17 protein-coding genes are annotated in these 20,978 nt (G+C 68.2%); 13 read left to right on the top strand and 4 right to left on the bottom strand.

The features are described from left to right. Positions 1–46: 46 nt before the first annotated feature. The 11 genes from JNUCC0626_RS28045 (at position 47) to JNUCC0626_RS27995 (ending at position 13,859) form a co-directional block, all read left to right on the top strand. Complete coding sequence (locus JNUCC0626_RS28045; protein WP_394613750.1) at positions 47–1,000, top strand: alpha/beta fold hydrolase; 954 nt, start codon at positions 47–49, stop codon at positions 998–1,000. Between the two features lie 70 nt (positions 1,001–1,070). Beyond that, the gene (locus JNUCC0626_RS28040; RefSeq protein ID WP_394613749.1) at positions 1,071–2,036 is read left to right on the top strand and encodes a DUF3152 domain-containing protein; all 966 of its coding nucleotides are present in this window, start codon (positions 1,071–1,073) and stop codon (positions 2,034–2,036) included. Between the two features lie 79 nt (positions 2,037–2,115). Next, positions 2,116–3,288: an adenylyltransferase/sulfurtransferase MoeZ gene (gene moeZ / locus JNUCC0626_RS28035; protein WP_285646822.1), complete on the top strand. Its 1,173-nt coding sequence runs from the start codon at positions 2,116–2,118 to the stop codon at positions 3,286–3,288. A 266-nt stretch (positions 3,289–3,554) separates the two neighbouring features. Continuing rightward, positions 3,555–4,352, top strand: coding sequence for a TIGR02569 family protein (locus JNUCC0626_RS28030; protein ID WP_394613748.1), 798 nt, complete (start codon positions 3,555–3,557; stop codon positions 4,350–4,352). Between the two features lie 106 nt (positions 4,353–4,458). Further along, entirely contained in the window at positions 4,459–6,378 is a 1,920-nt protein-coding gene (locus tag JNUCC0626_RS28025) for a molybdopterin oxidoreductase family protein (protein WP_394613747.1), read from the top strand. Next, positions 6,375–7,805: an FAD-dependent oxidoreductase gene (locus JNUCC0626_RS28020; RefSeq protein ID WP_394613746.1), complete on the top strand. Its 1,431-nt coding sequence runs from the start codon at positions 6,375–6,377 to the stop codon at positions 7,803–7,805. Before JNUCC0626_RS28025 ends, JNUCC0626_RS28020 begins: the two co-directional genes overlap by 4 nt. Positions 7,806–7,901: 96 nt before the next feature. After that, positions 7,902–9,203 (top strand): MFS transporter, encoded by a 1,302-nt coding sequence (locus tag JNUCC0626_RS28015; RefSeq protein ID WP_394613745.1) that lies wholly within the window; start codon positions 7,902–7,904, stop codon positions 9,201–9,203. Between the two features lie 88 nt (positions 9,204–9,291). Beyond that, entirely contained in the window at positions 9,292–11,748 is a 2,457-nt protein-coding gene (nirB, locus tag JNUCC0626_RS28010; protein ID WP_394613744.1) for a nitrite reductase large subunit NirB, read from the top strand. Next, positions 11,745–12,056, top strand: coding sequence for a nitrite reductase small subunit NirD (gene nirD / locus JNUCC0626_RS28005; protein ID WP_394613743.1), 312 nt, complete (start codon positions 11,745–11,747; stop codon positions 12,054–12,056). The genes nirB and nirD overlap by 4 nt, the downstream gene beginning before the upstream one ends. Then, complete coding sequence (locus JNUCC0626_RS28000) at positions 12,053–13,150, top strand: uroporphyrinogen-III synthase (protein ID WP_394613742.1); 1,098 nt, start codon at positions 12,053–12,055, stop codon at positions 13,148–13,150. The genes nirD and JNUCC0626_RS28000 overlap by 4 nt, the downstream gene beginning before the upstream one ends. Continuing rightward, the gene (locus JNUCC0626_RS27995) at positions 13,044–13,859 is read left to right on the top strand and encodes a sirohydrochlorin chelatase (protein ID WP_394613741.1); all 816 of its coding nucleotides are present in this window, start codon (positions 13,044–13,046) and stop codon (positions 13,857–13,859) included. Before JNUCC0626_RS28000 ends, JNUCC0626_RS27995 begins: the two co-directional genes overlap by 107 nt. A 280-nt stretch (positions 13,860–14,139) precedes the next feature. Here the strand turns inward: JNUCC0626_RS27995 and JNUCC0626_RS27990 are convergent, their stop codons facing one another. From JNUCC0626_RS27990 to JNUCC0626_RS27980, 3 genes are read right to left on the bottom strand one after another with little or no spacing between them, the layout of a single operon-like run. Then, positions 14,140–14,463 carry an MGMT family protein gene (locus tag JNUCC0626_RS27990; RefSeq protein ID WP_394613740.1) on the bottom strand — a complete coding sequence of 108 codons (324 nt, stop codon included), beginning with the start codon at positions 14,461–14,463 and terminating at the stop codon, positions 14,140–14,142. 13 nt (positions 14,464–14,476) lie between these two features. After that, positions 14,477–15,469: an alpha/beta hydrolase gene (locus JNUCC0626_RS27985; RefSeq protein WP_394613739.1), complete on the bottom strand. Its 993-nt coding sequence runs from the start codon at positions 15,467–15,469 to the stop codon at positions 14,477–14,479. A gap of 12 nt (positions 15,470–15,481) precedes the next feature. Then, positions 15,482–16,789, bottom strand: coding sequence for a cytochrome P450 (locus tag JNUCC0626_RS27980; protein WP_394613738.1), 1,308 nt, complete (start codon positions 16,787–16,789; stop codon positions 15,482–15,484). 181 nt (positions 16,790–16,970) lie between these two features. Here JNUCC0626_RS27980 and JNUCC0626_RS27975 point away from each other — a divergent pair, with 181 nt between their 5' ends. After that, positions 16,971–17,789, top strand: coding sequence for an SAM-dependent methyltransferase (locus JNUCC0626_RS27975; protein WP_394613736.1), 819 nt, complete (start codon positions 16,971–16,973; stop codon positions 17,787–17,789). A 195-nt stretch (positions 17,790–17,984) separates the two neighbouring features. Beyond that, positions 17,985–19,979 (top strand): putative bifunctional diguanylate cyclase/phosphodiesterase, encoded by a 1,995-nt coding sequence (locus JNUCC0626_RS27970; protein ID WP_394613735.1) that lies wholly within the window; start codon positions 17,985–17,987, stop codon positions 19,977–19,979. On the opposite strand, the gene JNUCC0626_RS27965 is transcribed toward JNUCC0626_RS27970, so the two are convergent. Beyond that, complete coding sequence (locus tag JNUCC0626_RS27965; RefSeq protein ID WP_394613734.1) at positions 19,976–20,974, bottom strand: alpha/beta hydrolase; 999 nt, start codon at positions 20,972–20,974, stop codon at positions 19,976–19,978. The genes JNUCC0626_RS27970 and JNUCC0626_RS27965 overlap by 4 nt on opposite strands. Between the last annotated feature and the right edge of the window lie 4 nt (positions 20,975–20,978).

Raw genomic sequence — 20,978 nt, 5'->3', positions numbered from 1 at the left:
CCACATGCGGGAACCATCTGCGCCCGATTTCCCGCATCCTGGTCTGGTGAGCACCCTGATTCCTGCCCCGTTGTCCACCGTCTCGCTGCCTCCGCTGGACACGTCGCAAACGCCGTGGCCTGGAGAGTTGCACCAGGTGGACGGCCATGAGGTGCACGTCAGGGTGACGCCGGGAGACGGGCCGAAAGCGGTCTACGTGCACGGGCTCGGAGGGTCGGCGACGAACTGGACGGACCTGGCGACCCAGCTCAAGGACCACGTCAGCGGCTACTCGGTCGACCTGCCCGGGTTCGGGCGGTCCGAGCCGGTTCCCGGGTACGACTTCAGCCTCGCCACGCACGCCCGCACGGTCATCAAGTACCTGGAGACGTTCGACGAGCCGGTGCACCTGTTCGGCAACTCCATGGGTGGCGCGATCTCGGTCATCGTTGCCGCGAGCAGGCCGGATCTGGTGAGGACGCTCACGCTCGTCTCGCCGGCGGTGCCCGACCTGAGGCCGCGGCTCGACCGCATGTCCGACCCGCGGATGGCGCTCGCGGTGCTGCCGATCATCGGGTCGAAGGTCCGCCGTGAACTCGCCAAGCTCACCGCGCACGAACGCACCCGGCAGATGCTCACGTTGTGCTTCGCGGACCCGAGCGTGGTGCCGGACCACCGCATCGAGGAGTCGATCAAGGAGAACGAGGAGCGCGCCCGGCAGAAGTGGGCGGGGCAGGCGCTCAACCGCAGCACGTTCGGGCTGATGCAGAGCTGGCTCACGCCCGGCCCGAAGTCGCTGTGGCGGCTGCTGCCGCTGGTCAAGGCGCCGACGCTGGTGTTGTGGGGCGAGAACGACCGGCTCGTCAGCGTGCAGAAGGGGCCGCGGACCGCGCGGCTGCTGCCCAAGGGGCGACTGCTCGTGCTCCCCAAGACCGGCCATGTCGCCCAGATGGAGCGGCCCGCCACCGTGGCGAGGGCCGTGCTGGGCATGTGGGAGGCGGTCGACCGACACACATGGTGACGAACGACGGCTATACGGGGGATGTGGGACCCTGGACGACGTGAATCGCGCCCCCGAGCGAGGACGTCCTGTGCCGCCCTCCGACCGCTACCGCCGCGGCGAGCGGCGGACCAGCGCGGAACCGCTCGCGGCCGCCTGGGAACCGGATGCGACCCAGGCCATGCGACGCCCGCGCAAGAAGAGCGGGATGAAGAAACTCGTCTCCAACTACGGGTGGCGGATCTACGCGATCCCCGTGCTGCTGGTGCTGACGGCGCTGGTGGTGCTCGACACCGTCCAGCCCAAGACGGGCGCTGGCGGTGAGACCGGCAGCACGAACGCCGCCGAGACGCCCGCCAGCACGCCCGAGGTCCCCGCCTCCGAGGTGCCGAAGCAGAAGCCGGTGCTCAACATCCCGACCGCCGAGCTCCCGGGCGGTCCGGCGTTCTCGGAGAACGGCGTCGGCACGTTCAAGGCCATCGCCGGCGCCGGTCAGCGCATCGGTGACGCGGGCGCGCAGAAGTTCCGCAAGTACGCGATCGCCATCGAGGACGGCGTCAACGCGGCGGACTACAACGACGACGCGGCCGCGTTCGCGCGCACGATCGACGGCATCCTGGCCGACCCGCGCAGCTGGATCGGCACGAAGCAGGTCGCGTTGCAGCGGGTCGAGGGGAACCAGAACCCCGACTTCACCGTGACGCTCACCACCACGAAGACCACGCACACGCTTTGCGGCAAGGAGATCCCGTTCGAGACCTCCTGCTACAACCCCGGTCAGAAGCGCGTGGTCATCAACGTCGCCCGCTGGGTCCGCGGTGCCATGGTCTACGGCCCCGACCTGGCCGGATACCGCACCTACGTGATCAACCACGAGGTCGGGCACGCTCTGGGCAACGGCCACGCGGCCTGCCAGGAGAACGACGCGCCGGCCCCCGTGATGATGCAGCAGACGTTCGGCGTCGCGAACGACTTCGTCGCGCAGCTCAACGCGGGCCAGGACGTCGTGCCCGCCGACGGCAAGGTGTGCAAGACGAACGCCTTTCCCGCAGGCTGAGACAGCTTTCCAACGGGGAAGAGTCGAGGCAGGGTAGACGTTGTCTCGGACACGGAGACATTCGTCGAGGAGGACCAGCATGGCGCTTCCGCCGCTCGTTGAGCCAGCCGCGGAGCTGACCAAGGAAGAAGTCGCGCGCTACAGCCGGCACCTGATCATCCCGGACGTCGGGGTGGACGGGCAGAAGCGGCTGAAGAACGCGAAGGTGCTCGTCGTCGGCGCGGGCGGCCTGGGCAGCCCGGCACTGCTGTACCTGGCCGCGGCCGGGGTCGGCACGCTCGGCGTCGTGGACTTCGACGTCGTGGACGAGTCGAACCTGCAACGCCAGGTGATCCACGGCCAGTCCGACGTCGGCCGCCCGAAGGCGGAGTCGGCGCGCGACTCGGTCGCCGAGATCAACCCGTTCGTCAAGGTGATCCTGCACCAGACGCACCTCAACTCCGAGAACGCGCTGGAGATCTTCCGCGACTACGACCTGATCCTCGACGGCACCGACAACTTCGCCACCAGGTACCTGGTGAACGACGCCGCGGTGCTGCTGGGCAAGCCGTACGTGTGGGGTTCGATCTTCCGGTTCGAGGGCCAGGTCAGCGTCTTCTGGGAGGACGCCCCGAACGGCCAGGGCCTCAACTACCGCGACCTCTACCCGGAGCCGCCGCCTCCCGGCATGGTCCCGTCGTGCGCCGAGGGCGGCGTGCTGGGCGTGCTGTGCGCGTCGATCGGCTCGATCATGGTGACCGAGGCGATCAAGCTGCTCACGGGCATCGGCGACCCGCTGCTGGGCCGCCTGATGGTCTACGACGCGCTGGAGATGTCGTACCGGACCATCAAGATCCGCAAGGACCCGGAGTCCCCGAAGATCACCGAGCTGATCGACTACGAGGCGTTCTGCGGGGTCGTGTCCACGGACGCGCAACAGGCGGCCGCGGGCAACACGATCACGCCGCTCGAGCTCAAGCACAAGCAGGAGTCCGGTGAGGACTTCCTGCTGGTGGACGTGCGCGAGCCGCACGAGTTCGAGATCGTCCGGATCCCCGGTTCCGTGCTGATCCCGAAGGACAAGATCCTGTCCGGCGAGGCGTTCTCCGAACTCCCGCAGGACAAGCCGCTGGTGCTGCACTGCAAGTCCGGTGCGCGCTCGGCGGAGGCCCTGGCGGCGCTGCACAAGGCGGGCTTCTCCGACGCCGTGCACGTCGGTGGCGGCGTGCTGGCGTGGGCCCGCGAGGTGGACCCGAGCCTGCCGACGTACTAGCGCTCGCGAGTTCGTGTCGGTCGTCCGGTCAACCGTTCTCGTCGGATTCGGCGCAGCCCAATCCGACGAGAACGATTCGGCCGGACGACCGACTTCTCGACGAACTCGCCGCCATCTGCGGAGCAGGGGCGATCGAACACTGCTGCTTTCGGGGGCATTGACACCCGAAAGCACCCGTCACTCGTTCGGCTTTTCGAGTGGCGGCGCGAATCACCACGTGCCGTGATCCACCACCCGGACGGTCTAAGCAGGTAGCGTGCCCGACCGTGACCCGCTCCCCCGAACCGCCCCCAGCGCACGTGCGTGCGGCGTTCGGGGCTCGTGACGCCGAACCCGAGCTCATCGACGGCGGCCCGGCCTGGCGGTGCGGTGACGCCACGATCAGGCCCGCGCCCAAGCCCGCCGAGGCCACCTGGATCGCGAAGACCCTCGACGGTCTCGACGTCCACCACCTGCGCATCGGCAGGCCTTTGCGGTCGACCGACGGCCGGTACGTCGTCGGCGGCTGGTCCGCCACCAAGTTCCTGGCCGGACGGGCCGAACCGCGCCACGACGAGGTCATCGCCGTCGCCCAGCGCCTGCACCAGGCCACGGCAGAACTGCCGAAGCCCCGGTTTCTCGACTCGCGCACCGACGTGTTCGCCGTCGCGGACCGCAAGGCGTGGGGCGAGGAGGACGTGCCGCTCGACGCCGATCTCGGCGGACGGCTGTTCGACCAGCTGAAGGACCTGCGCAAGCCGACCAACCTGCAGTCGCAGGTCGTGCACGGGGACCTGTTCGGCAACGTGCTGTTCGCGGGCAACGCCCCGCCGGCCGTCATCGACTTCACCGCGTACTGGCGTCCCGCCGAGTGGGCCGCGGCCGTGATCGCCGTGGACGCCGTGGCGTGGGGTGGCGCGGACACCGGTCTGTTCCACCGCTGGAGCCACCAGGCCGAGTGGGAGCAGGCGCTGGTGCGGGCGACGATGTTCCGGCTCGCCGTGCACGCGCTGCACCCGTTGTCAACGCCGCAGTCCTTTGCGGGCTTGGAACGAGCTGCTCACTTCGTCACCGCACTGCTCTGAGCGGGCCAATTTCCACTGACGAAACATTGCATCGCTTTGGGTTAACGAGCGCTTCTTAGCGTTCGGAGGCGTGACCCATTGCCCTTACTGCGCGCTGCAGTGCTCCATGAGCGTCATCGACGGCCAGGTGGCCCCTGGTCCCGGTGGGCTGTGCCAGAAGGGCTGGACGGCGGGGGAGTTGCTGCGGCACCCCGGCCGGCTCACCACTCCGCTGCTGCACGGCGTGCCGGTGTCGTGGGACGAGGCGCTGGACTACGTGGCGTCGCGGATCCAGTTCTACGAGCCCGACGAGGTCGCCGTGTTCGGCGGCGGCGGGCTGACGAACGAAAAGGCTTACGCACTCGGCAAGTTCGCGCGGGTGGCCTTGAAGACCTCGCAGATCGACTACAACGGCCGGTTCTGCATGTCGTCTGCCGCCGCGGCGGGCAACAAGGCGTTCGGACTGGACCGCGGGATGCCGTTTCCGTTGACGGACCTGCGCACCGCGGACACCGTGCTGCTCGCGGGCTCGAACCCGGCCGAGACGATGCCGCCGTTCCTGCGGCACCTCGAAGGCGCGCGGCTGATCGTCATCGACCCGCGCCGCACCGCCACCGCCGAGCGGGCGACGTTGCACCTGCAGCCCGCACCGGGCACCGATCTGGCACTGGCACTGGGTTTGCTGCACACCGCCGTCATCGAGGGCGTGATCGACAAGGAGTACATCTCCGCGCGCACAACGGGTTTCGACGACGCGTGGCGCGTCGCGGCGTCGTGGTGGCCGGAGCAGACCGAACGCGTCACCGGCGTCTCCGCCGCGGACCAGCGCGCCGCCGTGCACATGCTGGCAGGCCGGTCGTACATCTTGAGCGGGCGCGGTACCGAGCAACACGCGTCCGGCACCGACACCGTCTCGGCCTGGATCAACCTGGCGTTGGCCTTGGGACTTCCCGGCCGCGCTGGCTCGGGCTACGGCTGCCTGACCGGGCAGGGCAACGGCCAGGGCGGCCGCGAGCACGGGCAGAAGGCCGACCAGTTGCCGGGCTACCGCAAGATCGACGATCCCGTTGCGCGGCAGCACATCATGGACGTCTGGGGTGTCTCGTGGCTGCCCGGTCCCGGCCGCAGCGCGTACGAACTGCTGGTCGCCGAGGACATCAAGGCCATGCTGGTGTTCGGCAGCAACCCGGTGGTGTCGGCACCGCGCGCGTCCGGTGTGGCCGACCGGTTGCGGTCGCTGGACCTGTTGGTGGTGGCGGACTTCGTGATGTCGGAGACGGCGGCGATGGCCGACGTCGTGTTCCCGGTGACGCAGTGGGCCGAGGAAGACGGCACCATGACCAACCTCGAGGGCCGGATCATCAGGCGCCGCAAGGCACTCGACCCACCTCCCGGCGTCCGCAGCGACCTGGAACTGCTGAACGGGTTGGCTGCTCGGCTGGGTGTCCCCGACGGGTTTCCCGTTGTGCCGCAAGAGGTCTTCGAGGAACTGCGGCGCGCATCGGCGGGCGGCCTCTCCGACTACTCGGGCATCACGTACGAGCGGCTGGAGACCGAGCAGCTGCACTGGCCGGTGCCCTCAGTCGACCACCCCGGCACGCCGAGGCTCTTCCTCGACCGGTTCGCGCATGCCGACGGCCTGGCTCGCTTCGTCCCCGTCGACCACCGAGGCCCGGCCGAACCGCCGGACGCCGAGTACCCGTTGCAGGCCACCACCGGCCGCGTCCTGCAGCACTACCAGTCGGGCGCGCAGACGCGGCTCGTCGGTGAGCTGATGAAGGCCGTTCCTGAGATGTACGTGGAGATGCACCCGGACACGGCCTCGCGCGCGGGGCTGACTCCGAACGGTCTGGCACACGTCGTGTCCAGGCGCGGAACGGTGACGGCGGTCGTGCGCTGCGTGCCGAGCATGCGGGCCGACGCGGTCTTCCTGCCGTTCCACTTCCCCGGTGACGGGCGGGCGAACCTGCTCACCAACCCCGCGCTCGACCCCACGAGCCGGATGCCCGAGTTCAAGGTGTGCGCGGTGCGATTGGAGCGGGCATGAGGCGAGTCGTGATCGTCGGGTACGGCATGGCGGGTGCGCGGCTGGCGGACGAACTGCGCCGCCGGGACCCGGACGTGTCGGTGACCGTGGTGGGTGCGGAGCCGCACGCCGCCTACAACCGGGTGCTGCTGTCGACGGTGGTGGCGGGGGCGATGACGCCGGAGTCGACGCGGCTGCACGACGAGGGGTGGGCGGCGGAGCACGGCATCGACCTGCGGTTGGGCACCGAGGTGGTGGGGATCGACCGCGCCACGCGAACGATCGAACTCGGTTCTGGTGAAGCAGTTCCTTACGACGCGCTCGTCCTGGCGACCGGCAGCGTCCCCTGGGTCCCACCGGCCGAGGGCCTTCTCGAAGACGGCAAGCTCGCCCCCGGAGTCGTCGCCTTCCGCACCCTCGACGACTGCGCCCAGATCGCGACCGCCGCCGACAAAGGCGCCCCCGTGGTCGTTCTCGGCGGCGGCCTCCTCGGCATCGAAGCAGCGCGAGGCCTGGCCGGACGCGGTTGCCTCGTCACCGTCGTCCACCCCGTCGGCCACCTCATGGAACGCCAACTCGACCCCGGCGCCGGCGGCGTCCTGGCCCGCACCCTGGGCAAGCTCGGCATCGAGTTCCGCCTGAACGCCCTGGCCGCCAAGTACCTGCCCGGCGACGGCCTCGTCCTCGACGACGGCACCCACGTCCCGGCTGAACTGGTCGTGGTGTCCGCAGGCGTGCGCGCCGAAACGACCCTCGCGCTCAAGGCAGGGCTGAAAGTCGATCGCGGCATCGTCGTCGACGACGCGCTCCGCACCAGCGACCCGCGCATCCACGCCATCGGCGACTGCGCCCAGCACCCCGGCACGGTGTCGGGTCTGGTGCAACCCGCGTGGGACCAGGCCGCAGTCCTCGCCGACCGCCTGACCGGCGCGAACCCGGCCGCCCGGTACAACGGCACATCCGTCGTCACCAGGCTCAAGGCGCGGGACGTGGACCTGGCGGCACTGGGGGACGTGCACGTGGACGTCGACTGTCCCGACTCGGAAGTCCTGTGCTTCCAGGAACCTTCGCGCGGCCGGTACGCCAAGCTCGTGCTGCGCGACGACCGGGTGGCCGGCGCGATCGTGCTCGGTGCGCCGGACGCGGCCGCCACGATCACGCAGCTCTACGACCGGGGCATCCCGGCGCCGACGGACCGGCTCGCACTCCTGCTCGGCAGGGCGTTGCCGGCCGAGGCCGCGTCGCCCGCCGATCTGCCGTCCAGCGCGGTGATCTGCCGGTGCAACACCGTCTCCAAAGGACAGATCGTGTCGGCGTGGCGGGCGGGGGCGGAGTCGTTGCCGCAGCTCGCGGAGGCCACGCGGGCCACGACCGGGTGCGGTGGGTGCAAGGACGCGGTGTGCGGACTGCTCGACTGGCTCGGCGCCTCACAGCCGGCCCCGGCGTGATGTGCGGCGGAGTTGCCGTCGCCGTCATCGGCCAGAACGTCCTGGTAACGCGCGGTTCTTAGGTTTCCGGGCAACGCCGACCCGCGGAGGACTTCAATGAGCTGGATCGACCACTGGGAGCCGGAGAAGCCCGAGTTCTGGGAGAGCAAGGGCCGCCGGATCGCGCGCAAGAACCTGGCGTTCTCGATTCTCGCGGAGAACCTCGGGTTCAGCGTGTGGGTGCTGATGAGCATCGTGGTGGTGAGCCTGGGGTCGGTCGGCTTCGACTTCAGCGTGGGCCAGCAGTTCTGGCTGCTGATCGTGCCGAACCTGGTCGGCGCGGCGCTGCGGGTGCCGTACACGTTCGCGGTGCCGCGGTTCGGTGGCCGGGCGTGGACGACGATCAGCGCCGGGCTGCTGCTCATCCCGTGCGCGATGCTCACCTACGCGGTCAGCACGCCGGGTACGCCGTACTGGTTCTTCCTGCTCACGTCGGCCGCGATGGGGTTGGGTGGCGGCAACTTCTCGTCCTCGATGGCGAACATCTCGTTCTTCTACCCCGAGGGCAAGAAGGGGCTGGCGCTCGGCCTGAACGCGGCCGGTGGCAACCTCGGCGTCGCGATCACGCAGCTGCTCGTGCCGATCGTGATCACCATCGGCACCGGCGTCAACCTCGCCTACGCGGCGTTGATCTGGATGCCGTTCATCGTCGTCGCGACGGCCTGCGCGTGGTTCTTCATGGACAGCCTGACGCAGGCCAAGCCGGACGGGCAGTCGTACAAGCTCGCGCTGTCGAACCAGCACACGTGGGTGATGTCGTTCCTGTACATCGGGACGTTCGGATCGTTCATCGGGTTCTCGTTCGCGTTCCCGTCGCTGATCAAGCTCGCCTTCGCGGATCACAAGGGCTGGGTGGCGCTCGCGTTCCTCGGTGCGTTGATCGGGTCGGTGGCCCGGCCGCTCGGCGGGTGGCTCGCGGACCGGATCGGCGGCGCCAAGGTGACGCTCGGGACGTTCGTCGGGCTCGCGATCGGCACCCTGGGCGTCATCCTCAGCGTCGACACGAAGAACTTCGCGCTGTTCTTCGGTTCGTTCATCGCCTTGTTCGTGCTGGCGGGCGTGGGCAACGGCTCGACGTACCGGATGATCCCGGCGATCTTCCGCACGCAGTCCGCCGACGACAAGTCCGCGAAGCGCCAGGCCGCCGCCGTGGTCGGCATCGCGGGCGCGATCGGCGCGGCCGGTGGCGTGCTGGTGAACCTCGTCTTCAAGTTCTCGCTGGAGGGTTCGAAGACGCTGACGCCCGCGCTCACCGCGATCCTCGTCTTCTACGGCCTCTGCCTCGCCACCACCTGGTGGTTCTACCTGCGCCGCACCGTGTTCGCGGCACGTCCGTCGCTCGCCCACGCGGGCGTGTGACCGCGGCCGCTTTACCGCGCCGACACACAGCAGACCTGGGGATGACACACGGCCCGGTGACGATGCCGGGGCGGAAGGAGGGACTCCGATGACTCGAACGCTGGTCGTGATCGGCCACGGCATGGTGGGCCACCGGCTCGTCGACCTCCTGCGCGACTCCGCGTGGCGGATCGTCGTGTTCGGCGAGGAATCCCGCCCCGCGTACGACCGGGTGGCGCTGTCGTCCTATGTGGACAGCTGGAGCTCGGACGGCCTGGAACTGCCCGCGCTGACCGGCTGCGAGCTGCGGCTCGGCGAGAAGGTCGTGTCGGTGGACCGGGAACGGCGCGTGGTCGTCGGGGCTTCCGGTGTCGAGGTTCCGTACGACGCTCTGGTGCTCGCGACCGGCTCGGTGCCGTTCGTGCCGCCGGTGCCCGGCCGCGACCTGCCCGGTTGCCACGTCTACCGGACCATCGACGACCTGGACGCGATCCGCACGACCGTGGAGGCCGCGTCCCGGCCTGGGCGCAAGTCCGGGATGGTGCTGGGTGGCGGGTTGCTCGGGCTGGAGGCCGCCAACGCGTTGCGCGGCATGGGAGTGTCGCCGCACGTCGTGGAGCTGGCGCCGCGGCTGATGCCGATCCAGGTCGACGACGGCGGTGCGTCGTTGCTGAAGCGGCTGGTCGAGAAGCTCGACCTGACCGTGCACACCGGGACCTCCGCTTCGTCCATCGAACGGGACGGGTCGCGGTTGATCGCGCGGCTGGCGTCCGGCCTGGAGCTGGACCTCGACGTCGTGGTGTTCAGCGCCGGCATCCGGCCGCGGACCGACCTCGACCTGGGGCTGGAACTGGGGCCACGCGGCGGGTACCTGGTCGACGAGGCCTGCCGGACGGCTGATCCCGCTGTGTTCGCCATCGGTGAGTGCGCTGCGGTCGAAGGCGTGACGTACGGACTCGTGGCGCCCGGTTACTCGATGGCCGAGGTGGTCGCGGACCAGCTCGCCGGTGGTGCGCGGACGTTCCCCGGTGCGGACGTGTCCACGAAGCTGAAGCTGCTCGGCGTGGACGTGGCCTCGTTCGGTGACGCGCACGCTGCCACCGAGGGAGCGCTCGAGGTCGTCGTCAACAACGCTGTCGCCGGCACTTACAGCAAGCTCGTGGTGTCTGACGACGCCCGGACGTTGCTGGGTGGCGTGCTGGTCGGCGACGCTTCTTCCTACCTGTCGCTGCGGCCGTTGGTGGGCAAGGAAATTCCGGCTGCACTGCTGCAGCCCGGTGGGGCAGTTGACGTCGAGATGCCTGCTGACGCGCAGGTCTGCTCGTGCCTGGCGGTGACCAAGCAGACGATCACGGACGCGATCGTGTCCGGGGTTGCCTGTGACGTGGCCGAGTTGAAGGCGTGCACCAAGGCCGGCACCGGGTGCGGTTCGTGCGTGCCGATGTTGAAGAAGCTGCTGACGGAGTGCGGGGTCGAGCAGTCCAAGGCGTTGTGCGAGCACTTCACGCACTCGCGGGCCGAGCTGTTCGAGATCGTGCGGGCCACTCGGGTTTCCACGTTCTCCGAGCTCGTCGCGCGGCACGGGACCGGTCGCGGGTGTGACATCTGCAAGCCTGCGGTGGCCTCGATCCTGGCTTCGCTGGGCAACGGGCACATCCTCGGTGCCTCGCAGGTCTCGTTGCAGGACACCAACGACCGGTTCCTCGCGAACATGCAGCGCAACGGGACGTACTCGGTCGTGCCGCGCATTCCCGGCGGCGAGATCACGCCGGAGAAGCTGATCGTCATCGGTGAGGTGGCCCGCGACTTCGGGCTCTACACGAAGATCACCGGCGGGCAGCGGATCGACCTGTTCGGGGCGACCGTGGACCAGTTGCCGTTGATCTGGCGCCGGTTGGTGGACGCCGGGTTCGAGTCCGGGCACGCCTACGGCAAGTCGTTGCGCACGGTGAAGTCCTGCGTCGGTACGACGTGGTGTCGGTACGGGGTGCAGGATTCCGTCGGGCTCGCGATCGAGTTGGAGCTGCGGTATCGCGGGTTGCGGTCGCCGCACAAGCTCAAGTCGGCGGTGTCGGGCTGTGCACGTGAGTGTGCGGAGGCGCGGTCGAAGGACTTCGGCGTGATCGCCACCGAGAACGGCTGGAACCTCTACGTGGGCGGCAACGGAGGCTTCACGCCCCGGCACGCCGACCTGCTGGTGTCCGATGTGGACACCGCGTCGTTGATCCGCATCATCGACCGGTTCCTGATGTTCTACATCCGCACGGCCGACCGGTTGCAGCGCACCTCGGTGTGGTTGGAAGGCCTGGACGGCGGCCTCGACCACCTGCGCGAGGTCGTCGTCGACGACAAGCTCGGCATCTGCGCCGAGCTGGAGGCCGCGATGGCCTCGCACGTCGACGACTACGCCGACGAGTGGCGCGGCGTGCTGGAGGACCAGGAGAAGCTCGCCCGGTTCACCTCGTTCGTGAACGCCCCCGGGGTTCCCGACCCCACCATCTCGTTCCGTGCGGAGCGGGGACAGCGCGTGCCCGTGTCCTTGGGAATACCGGAGGTCGTCAGGTGATCGTCTGTGGCGTTGAGGCTCTGCGTCCGGAGCAGGGGGTCGCGGCCCTGTTGCCGGACGGATCGCAGGTGGCGGTGTTCCTGACCGCGGACGGCTCGGTGCACGCCCTGGACAACATCGATCCCTTCAGCGGGGCGGCCGTGCTGTCCCGCGGGATCGTCGGCGATCGGGGCGGCGAGGCCGTGGTGGTGTCGCCGGTCTACAAGCAGGCCTTTTCGCTGGCCACCGGCAAGTGCCTGGACTCGCCTTCGGTTTCCGTTGCCGTGCACGGGGTGCGCGTGCGTGACGGTGTCGTGGAGCTGACATGACCGGGCCGCTGCCGTTGGCCGGCTTCACGATCGGTGTCACGGCGGCTCGTCGTGCGGACGAGCTGATTGCGTTGCTGGAGCGCAAGGGGGCCTCGGTGATGCACGGGCCTGCGTTGCGGATCGTGCCTTTGCCTGATGACGCGACTCTGCACGCTGCGACGTTGGAGTTGGTGTCGTCGGCCGTTGATGTGGTGGTTGCTACCACGGCTATCGGGTTTCGCGGGTGGTTCGAGGCTGCTGAGGGATGGGGGCTCGCGGCTCGGTTGCACCGGGCGTTGGAAGGGGCCGTGGTGTTGCCGCGTGGGCCCAAGGCCAAGGGGGCCGTGCGGGCGGCTGGGTTGGTGGAGGCCTGGTCGCCTTCGTCCGAGTCCAATGCCGAGTTGTTGCAGTACCTGTTGCGTCTTGGGGTTGCCGGGAAGCGGATTGCCGTTCAGCTGCACGGGGAGCCGTTGCCGGATTTCGTCGGGTCGTTGGTGGCGGCTGGGGCCGATGTCGTCGAGATTCCCGTTTATCGGTGGGAGCCGCCGGCTAATTCCGGGCCGTTGTTGCGGTTGATCGATGCTGTGGTTGCCGGGTCTGTTGATGCTTTGACGTTCACTTCGGCGCCTGCTGCTGCTTCGGTGTTGCGGTCTGCGCCTGATTCTGCGGCGTTGGTTTCTCGGTTGCGGCGGGATGTGCTGGTGGTGGGGGTGGGGGCCATCACCGCTGGGCCGTTGGTCGCTGCAGGGATTCCTGTTGTGCAGCCTGCTCGGTCTCGGATCGGGTCGATGGTTCGGGAGTTGGCTGTGGAGTTGCCTTCTCGGGCGTTGCGGTTGCGGATTGCTTCTCGGGACATGGAGATGCGGGCTCAGGCTGTGGTGGTCGACGGGGAACTGCGGCCTGTTGCTCCTGCGCCCATGGCGGTGTTGCGGACGTTGGTGGCTGCTCGGGGGCGGGTGGTTTCTCGGCAGGAGTTGTTGGCTGCGTTGCCTTCCGGTGGGGAGGAGCATGCGGTGGAGGCTGCTGTGGGGCGGTTGCGGACTGCTTTGGGGGCGCCGCAGATGGTGTGCACCGTCGTCAAGCGGGGGTATCGGCTTGCTATGGAGCCTGTGTGAGGGAGCCCGTATGAAGCTGGTGTTGGCATTTCACGGGACTCGGGATGCTCGCGGGCTTGCGGTTTGTGCTGCGGTTGCTGGTCGGGTGCAGGAACTTGTTGATGTGCCTGTGGTTGTTGCTTATGCGGATGTGCTCGAGCCGTCTGTTCGGTCTGTTGTGGACTCGCCTTGTGTTGTGGTGCCGGTGTTCTTGGCTGCTGGGTATCACGTTCGGGTTGACATTCCCGAGCAGGTTGGTGGGCGGGCCGGGGTTGTGGTGACTCCGCCGTTGGGGCTGGATGCTGTGCCGGCTGTTCGGGAGCGGTTGGTTGAGGTTGGGGTTCGGGCTGGGGATTCTGTGGTGTTGGCTGCTGCTGGGTCTTCTGATGTGTCCGCGTTGGCCACGGTTCGGCGGGCGGCTGAGATGGTGGGGGCCTGTGCCGTTGGGTACGTGGCTACTGCCTCGCCTCGGATTGCCGATGTGGTGGCTGGGTTGTCCGGGCGGGTTGTGATTGCTTCGTGGTTGCTGGCGCCTGGGGTGTTCCACTCGTCGTTGGCTGCGAGTGGGGCGGAGTTGGTTTCTGAGCCTGTTGGGGACCATCCGCTGGTTGTTGCTGCGTTGGTGCGGAGGTATTGGGAGGCGGTTGGTCGCGTCCCTGGGGTTTCGTCGCCTTGCGAGGGTGGTTCCGTTGGGTCGAGACGAATGAGCGGGGTTGCGATTGGGGCTTGACCTTGAGCCTCTAGCTGGATGCATTCGCGGCCTCAAAAGCCGGGGATAGAAGCTCCCCGGCCGGACCGGACAGGTTGGCATCCAGCCCCTCAAGGTCAAGCCCCAATCGCCATGAACGGCGCAACCGCTTCCCAGAGCTGATCAGCCCGTTCGGGCTCGCTTCGCGTCGCCACGCCAGGACTCGTAGGTGGTGGGCGTGCGTTGGTGGCTGCCGGTTGCGTGCGCGCGCCGGGCTTGGGCGGTGGTCGCCTTGCGTTGGCGACTGCGGTTGCGTGCGTGCCTACCAGAGGCCGGTGGGGCCTGTGTCTTCCTTGCGGGCCTTTTCCCAGCGGTACTCCCGCAGGTTGACCTTGCCGTCCAGGTTCGGCACGCCCTCCTCGTGGAGGAGTTGGAGTTGCGTGTCGCGGAGGTGTGGGGCGCAGGTGCCGTCGGCCTTCAGGACTCGTTGCCACGGGAGGTCGTGGCCGTCTTCCTGCAGGACGCGGCCCACCAGGCGGGGGGACGGCGCCTTTGCGAGATCGGAGATGTCGCCGTAGGTGGCGACTCGTCCGCGGGGGATGGCCCTGATGAAGTCGCGGACTCGCTCGTGGATCTCTTCGTCCATGTGGTGAGTCTAGCTAGATGCTCTTGGCCCAGCCGGCTACTGCCTTGTGGTAGTCGGGGGCGTTCGGGGCGTAGTTGATGGAGTGGCCGTAGCCGTTGAGGACGTAGGTGTCCAGGCGTGGGGTGGCTGGGAAGAACGGCGCCTCGTCTGCTTTGAGGGCGGCGGGTGAGGAGCAGTCACTGCCCATCAAGGGGACGCCTGCGCTGCAGAAGTGGGTGTCGTTGCCTACTACGAGGAAGACCGGGACGGTGATGCGGCGGCTGATCGGGATGATCACTGTGTTCAGGAGGATCGTGTCGACGGCTTCTGTTGCGGCGAAGACGGTTTTGGTGGACTCGTCGAAGTTGATGGAGCCTGGGATCAGCGGGCCCGGTTTGTGGAACGAGTTGTAGCGGGTGTTGGGGGCCGTGGTGAGGTAGCCGAGGTCCAGGCCCGCCGGGATCATGTTGGCCAGTACTGGGACCACGGTGATGTAGTTCATCTTGTGGGTGAAGCCGGTGATCAGGACGCCGTCGACGTCCTGGTGGGTGCCCGCTTCGATCATCGCCATCGCTGAGCCGATGGAGTGGCCCGCGATGATCACCTTGGAGAAGCGCGGGCGCAGTTTTTCGATCACCTGGTGGGCCGCGCTCGCTTGGGTGGAGGCGGTTACCAGGGCGCTGAGGGGTTTTGAGCTCTTGCCGGTGCCCAGGCGGTCCAGGGCGAGGGTGGCGAAGCCTGCTTTGTTCTGGGACTGGGTGTAGGAGTGGGTTTCGGGTTCGAAGCCCACGTTCCAGTAGGTGCGGTCGTAGGTGCCGCCGGGGATGAGCACCTGGATTGTCGTTGCGCCCGTTGGGGTGCAGAGGGTGCCGGCGATGGTTTCCTGGGTGGTGATCAGCGGGGTCAGGCCCACTTGGACCGGGTAGCTGACCTCCTGGCACGTCGTGGCGGCTGTTGCCGGGGTGGTGGGGGCTAACAGGGTTCCGGTGGCGAGCAGCGCGGTGGCGCAGAGCCTGCGGAAACGCATGGGGGATCTCTCCTAGCGGGGGACGGCCTTCATCAGCAGGCCGGTGGGGTACGGGGCCGAGGTGAACTTGACCTTGGCCTGACGGGTGGGGATGAGGCGCCATCTCGTGGCGATGGTGGCCAGGGTGATGATCAGTTCGGTTCGGGCGAAGGTGTTGCCCAGGCACTGGCGGGTGCCGCCGCCGAACGGGACGTAGGCGCCTCGGGGGAGCGACGAGGTGAAGGCCGGGGTCCAGCGGTCCGGGTCGAAGAGCCCGGGGTTCGGGTAGTAGCGCTCGTCGTGGTGCAGGGCGTGCGGGCTGATGATCACCTCGGCGCCCTCGGGGAGGGTGGCGTCGCCCAGCTGCACTTCGGTGAGGGTGCGGCGCATGACGAACCAGATCGGGTACTTGCGCAGCGTTTCGTGGACTACCGAAGTGGTGTAGGGCAAGGAAGTCAGGTCGGCGTAGGTCGGCTGGCGGGTGCCCAGCACCTCGTCGAGTTCGGTGTGCAGGCGGCGTTCGACGTCCGGGTTGATCGACACCTCGTAGAGCGCCCAGGCCAGGGCTATCGCGGTGGTTTCGATGCCTGCGGTCAGGAGGGTCAGGACCTCGTCGTAGGCCTGGTCGTTCGTCATGCGGGCGCCGTCTTCCTCGGCGAGCAGGATCATGGAGAGGACGTCGCCGTGGTCGGTCGCGTCGGTGCGCCAGCTCTCGATCACTTGCAGCACAACGGACTTCATCCGGGCGATGGCCGCGTCGAACTCGCGGTTGCCCGGGAGGGGGAGTTTCTCGACGAACGTCGGGGTCAGCGCCCTGATCATGCCCTGTTGGATGATCGTGAAGACGGACCGGCGGACCTCCTCGACGGCGTGGCGGCCGATCGCCGACGAGAAGAGGGTTTCGCCGACGACGGTGACCGCGAGCTCCTGCATGTCGTTCTCGATGACGCGGATCTCGCCTGGTTCCCACCGCGCAGCCAGCGAAGTAGCAGCACGAGCCATTGTCGAGGCATACGCTTCAATCCGTTCGCGATGGAACGCCGGTTGCATCATCCGGCGTTGGCGCAGGTGGTGTTCGCCGTTCGACAGCAGCAGTCCCGAACCGAGGTACGGCTGGAACTTGTCGAACATGGCGCCTTTTCGAAACTTCGATCCTTGCGACACAAGCACTTCGTGGGTCAGCGCCGGGCTGGTCACGAAGTGCGCGCGCAGAGGGCCGAGGTCGAGACGCACCACGTCACCGTGTTCGTGCAGCGCGTCGGTGAACTTGGCGCGCCGGGCGAGCATCGCCGGGGTGTGTCCGAGCAGCGGCCAGCGGTGGGGAGCCACCGGGACTGGCATCCGGACTCCTGCGGAGTTGGGCCATATGGGGACGGACCACCCTAGGAGCCGTTTGGACGAAGACGACAGTGCCTGATCGGGTGGTTCCACCATCACTCGGATGGTTCAGTGCACAGGCCGCTCGGGTGGCTACAGTCGTGCGTCTTCCCCGGACAGCCACGAAACCGAAGAGGTGTTCCCCGTGGCAGAGACCCAGAACTGGGTTCCGCTCGGCATCGACACGACCGTCCCGAGCATGGCCCGCGTCTACGACTACATCCTCGGCGGTGCCCACAACTTCGCCGCCGACCGGCAGGTCGGGTCCCAGATCGAGAAGCTCGTACCCGGACTGCAGAACGTCGCCAGACTCAACCGCCGGTTCCTCGGCCGGGCGGTGAACTTCCTGATGGACCAGGGAATTCGGCAGTTCCTCGACATCGGGTCTGGCATCCCGACCGTCGCGAACGTGCACGAGGTCGCGCAGCGCCGGGACCCGAACGCTCGTGTCGTCTACGTCGACAAGGACCCGGTCGCGTACGCGCACAGCCAGTTGTTGTTGGCTGACAACGAAAACGCTGCCATCGTGCAGGCCGACATGCGCGATCCGGAGGTCGTGCTGGCCAGTCCCGAGGTGAAGAGGTTGCTGCGCCTCGACGAACCGGTGGGGCTGTTGATGCTGCTCATGCTGCACTGGGTGCCCGACGAGGACAGCCCGGAGAAGCTCGTCGCCCACTACCGCGACGCCCTGCCCGCCGGCAGCTTCGTCGTGATGACGCACGTCGCCAAGGACCAGATCGACGAGAGCGTCGACCAGGCCGCCGCGGTCGTGAACCAGAGCAGGTCAGCCGATCAGATGCACATGCGGACGCACGCGCAGGTCAGCGCGTTGTTCGACGGGTTCGCGCTGGTAGAACCCGGTCTCGTCGGCTGTGGCGAGTGGCGTCCCGACGGACCTGGTGACTTCGCTGACGAGGCGTCGATGAACATGTTCTTGTACGCTGGGGTCGGTCGTAAGGACTGAAACCACGCTGTAGTGTCGGAGGATCACACGGTTGGCGCAATGGGTGTCGACTGCCGGTAGGTAAACTCCCGGACACTCTCCAACCCATACAGGGCAACGGGAATGACGAAACCAAGCCGAAGACCCGATGCCGCTCCACTCACGGACACCGCCGCCGTCCGCGCGCGAGAAGCCTTGTCGCGCAAGTGGAGCTACTTGCTCAGCAGCGTCGTTGTGGTCGCGCTGAGCAGAGACGAGCTGGACGCCGAACTGGGCGCTCAGCTCGACGCATTGTGCGCGGCGCTGCACCGCGAACCGTTCGACCCTGCTCCGTTCGAGGAGGTGGGCGAGCGGCTCGTCGCTCTCGGCTACGTCAACGAGCCCGGGCTGAAGCGCACGGTCGACGTGCTCGGCAAGGGTCTGCTGGCGTTGCAGGAGTTCCGGGCGAGCGACCAGCACACGGTCCGCGTCGTCGGCGGCATCGGAGCGCTGACGTGCGGCTTCACCGCGGCGAGGGCTCGCGCGATCCTGGACCAGCAGGAGAGCATGCAGCAGGCGTTGCTCAAGGCCGCCCACGACGCGCAACGCGACCGGCGCCAGAGCGAGGCGAAGTTCGAGGGCATCGCGTCCTCGTCCACCAACGGCGTGCTGATCGTCGGCCTCGACGGAAGACTGGCCTGGGGCAACGAGTCCATCGGCGTGATCATCGGACGTCAGCCCGAACCCGGCACCCGCCTGGTCGAACTCATCGCGCCGACCTCCATCGTCGTGTTCCGCGAGATGATGGAACACGTCCTCGGCGAGCGCGGCGAGTTCGAACGCGAACCGATGCAACTCGTGCGCGGTGACGGCGAATTCGCCAAGGTCACCCTCACGGCATCGTTGCTGCGCGACGACGAGGGCAAGCCCAGTCACGTCCTGGTCATGGCCGATGACGACACGGAACTCGCGCTGCTGCAAGGAGAACTGCGCCGGCAGTCGCTGCACGACGTGCTGACCGGCCTGCCGAACCGGCAGTTCTTCACCACCCACCTGGAAACCGCGCTGCGCCGCGCCGACCCCGCGCTCGGCGTGACGATCTTCCACCTCGACCTCGACGCGTTCGGCCTGGTGTGCAACAGCCTCGGCGCACGGGTCGGCGAGCACCTGCTCCAGCACGTCGCCCGCCGGCTGCGCGCGGTGATGTCGAACGAGAAGTCCATGGTCGCCCGGTTCGACGGCGACGAGTTCGGCATCCTCGTGGAGAACACCCCGCAGACGCCGGACATCGCGACCACGATGGCCGCCATCAACGCCGACCTCGGCGAACCGACCTATGTGGACGACCACGGCCTGGCGGTGTCGGTGAGCGCGGGCGTCGTGCACAAGCCGTCACCCGAGGTCGACCCGGTCGAACTGCTGCGCACCGCCGACCTCGCACTCAGGCAGGCCAAGCGCGACCGGCGCGGCCAGTGGGAGTTGTTCCACACCAACGAGGACTCGGCCGGACGCCGGGACGCCGCGCTGGCCGTCGTCATGCCGGGCGCGTGGGAACAGGGCGACATCGGTGTCGCCTACCAGCCCGTCCGGGAACTGGCGACGGGCGCGCTGGTCGGCGTGGAAGCGGTGCTGCACTGGGATCTCAGCGACCGGTGCGCGGCCCTCGCCGACGAGAGCGGCCTCATCCTGCCGATGGGCGAGTGGCTGATCCGCATCGCCGCGGGCCAGGCCCAGTGGTGGCGGCAGCGCGGCGAACTCGACCAGCAGTTCGGCGTGCGGCTCACGCACCACCAGGCCACCGACGCGGACATGGTGTCGCGGGTGGCGAAGGTGCTGGAGGAGACCGGAATGCCCGGCGAACGCCTCACGCTCACCATGCCCGTCGGCGTGCTGGGCGTGGCCGACGCGGCCGACAACCTCGGCACCCTCGCGGACATGGGCGTGCGGATCGCACTCGACGACTTCGGGCTCGGGCCGCGCGACCTGGTGTGGCTGACGGACCTGCCGATCGTGTCCGTGCTCGTGCCGAAAGACCTGGTGCGACGCCAGGACCCGCGCTCCACGGCGTTGATCCAGGCCGTGCACGACGTCGGCGTGAACCTGTGCGTCGACGGCATCGAGACCGCCGAGCAGGCCAAGTGGTGGCAAGCAGAAGGGGCCGACCTCGCGATCGGCCCCCACTTCGGTTCGCCCAAGGACGCAGGGGAGTTCCTGCGCACGCTGCCTGACTAGATGCCGCGCTGCCAGGCGACGAGTGCCGCGTGGTAGTTGTCGGCGACCTTCGTGTCGAAGTTGAAGACGTGCCCGTACCCGCTGACGACGAACCCGTCGACGCGCGGAGCCCTGGGGTAGAAGGGCTTCTCCGAACGCACGAGCGCCGGACCGGACGAGCAGTCGGCGCCGAGCGGTGGCGTTCCGCAGAAGTAGTCGTCAGAGGTCTGCATGGTCATGACCGGCACGTTGATCGCGGCGCTGACCGGCAGCACGAGGTTCGACATCAGCGCGGTGGTGACGAACTCGCCGGCCGACACGACGTCCTTGTTCGCCTCGTCCCAGGCGTTCACGGCCGGGACCTCGGGTCCGGGCGCGTGGAACATGCGGTACCGGCTGCCGGCCACCGTCGTCAGGTAGCCGACGTCGAGGCCGCGCACGGAGAGCTTCGTGTCGAGCAGTGCGGGGATCAGGTTCGTCAGCGCGGGAACGGCGCGGACGTAGTCCCACTGGTGCGTCATGCCGGTGATCAGGACGCCGTCGACGTCCTTGTAGGTGCCCGCTTCCGCCATCGCGATGGCCGAGCCGATGGAGTGGCCGCCGACGAGGACCTTCGAGAACCGCGGCCGCAGCTTCTGGATGATCTGGTGCACCGCCTGGGCCTGGTTCGGCACGTCGACCAGGATGCTCAACGGCTTGGTGGACTTGCCGGAACCGATGCGGTCCACGGCCATCGTCGCGACGCCCGCGCTGTTCATCGCGCGCACGACCGACCGCTTGTCGCCGTCCACGGGGATGTCCCAATAGCCGCTCGTGTACGTGCCGCCGGGAACGAGCACCTGCACCGTCTTCGCGCCCTGAGGCACGCACAGACGGCCGTACATCGTCTGCTTGATGAGTCCGAACTGAACGGGTGTGTAGACGTCCTCACAGGTCGTCTGGGCAGCGTTCGCCGGCGTGGACACCGGTATGAACGCGGCCAGCAGCACGGCGGCACAAAGCCGACGGAAACGCATGGGG

It is taken from the genome of Lentzea sp. JNUCC 0626 (assembly GCF_043632865.1).
In the GTDB taxonomy this organism is placed as follows: Bacteria; Actinomycetota; Actinomycetes; order Mycobacteriales; family Pseudonocardiaceae; genus Lentzea.
The sequence above is the reverse complement of the archived record's forward strand: the minus strand, read 5'-3'. Positions and strand labels throughout refer to the sequence as shown.

Coding starts and splice junctions, on each gene's coding strand:
- moeZ (WP_285646822.1), top strand. CDS start 2,116: ATGGCGCTTCCGCCGCTCGTTGAGCCAGCCGCGGAGCTGACCAAGGAA.
- JNUCC0626_RS27965 (WP_394613734.1), bottom strand. CDS start 20,974: ATGCGTTTCCGTCGGCTTTGTGCCGCCGTGCTGCTGGCCGCGTTCATA.
- JNUCC0626_RS27985 (WP_394613739.1), bottom strand. CDS start 15,469: ATGCGTTTCCGCAGGCTCTGCGCCACCGCGCTGCTCGCCACCGGAACC.
- JNUCC0626_RS28025 (WP_394613747.1), top strand. CDS start 4,459: ATGAGCGTCATCGACGGCCAGGTGGCCCCTGGTCCCGGTGGGCTGTGC.
- JNUCC0626_RS28020 (WP_394613746.1), top strand. CDS start 6,375: ATGAGGCGAGTCGTGATCGTCGGGTACGGCATGGCGGGTGCGCGGCTG.
- JNUCC0626_RS28000 (WP_394613742.1), top strand. CDS start 12,053: ATGACCGGGCCGCTGCCGTTGGCCGGCTTCACGATCGGTGTCACGGCG.
- JNUCC0626_RS27990 (WP_394613740.1), bottom strand. CDS start 14,463: ATGGACGAAGAGATCCACGAGCGAGTCCGCGACTTCATCAGGGCCATC.
- JNUCC0626_RS27980 (WP_394613738.1), bottom strand. CDS start 16,789: ATGCCAGTCCCGGTGGCTCCCCACCGCTGGCCGCTGCTCGGACACACC.
- JNUCC0626_RS27995 (WP_394613741.1), top strand. CDS start 13,044: ATGCGGTGGAGGCTGCTGTGGGGCGGTTGCGGACTGCTTTGGGGGCGC.
- JNUCC0626_RS28015 (WP_394613745.1), top strand. CDS start 7,902: ATGAGCTGGATCGACCACTGGGAGCCGGAGAAGCCCGAGTTCTGGGAG.
- nirB (WP_394613744.1), top strand. CDS start 9,292: ATGACTCGAACGCTGGTCGTGATCGGCCACGGCATGGTGGGCCACCGG.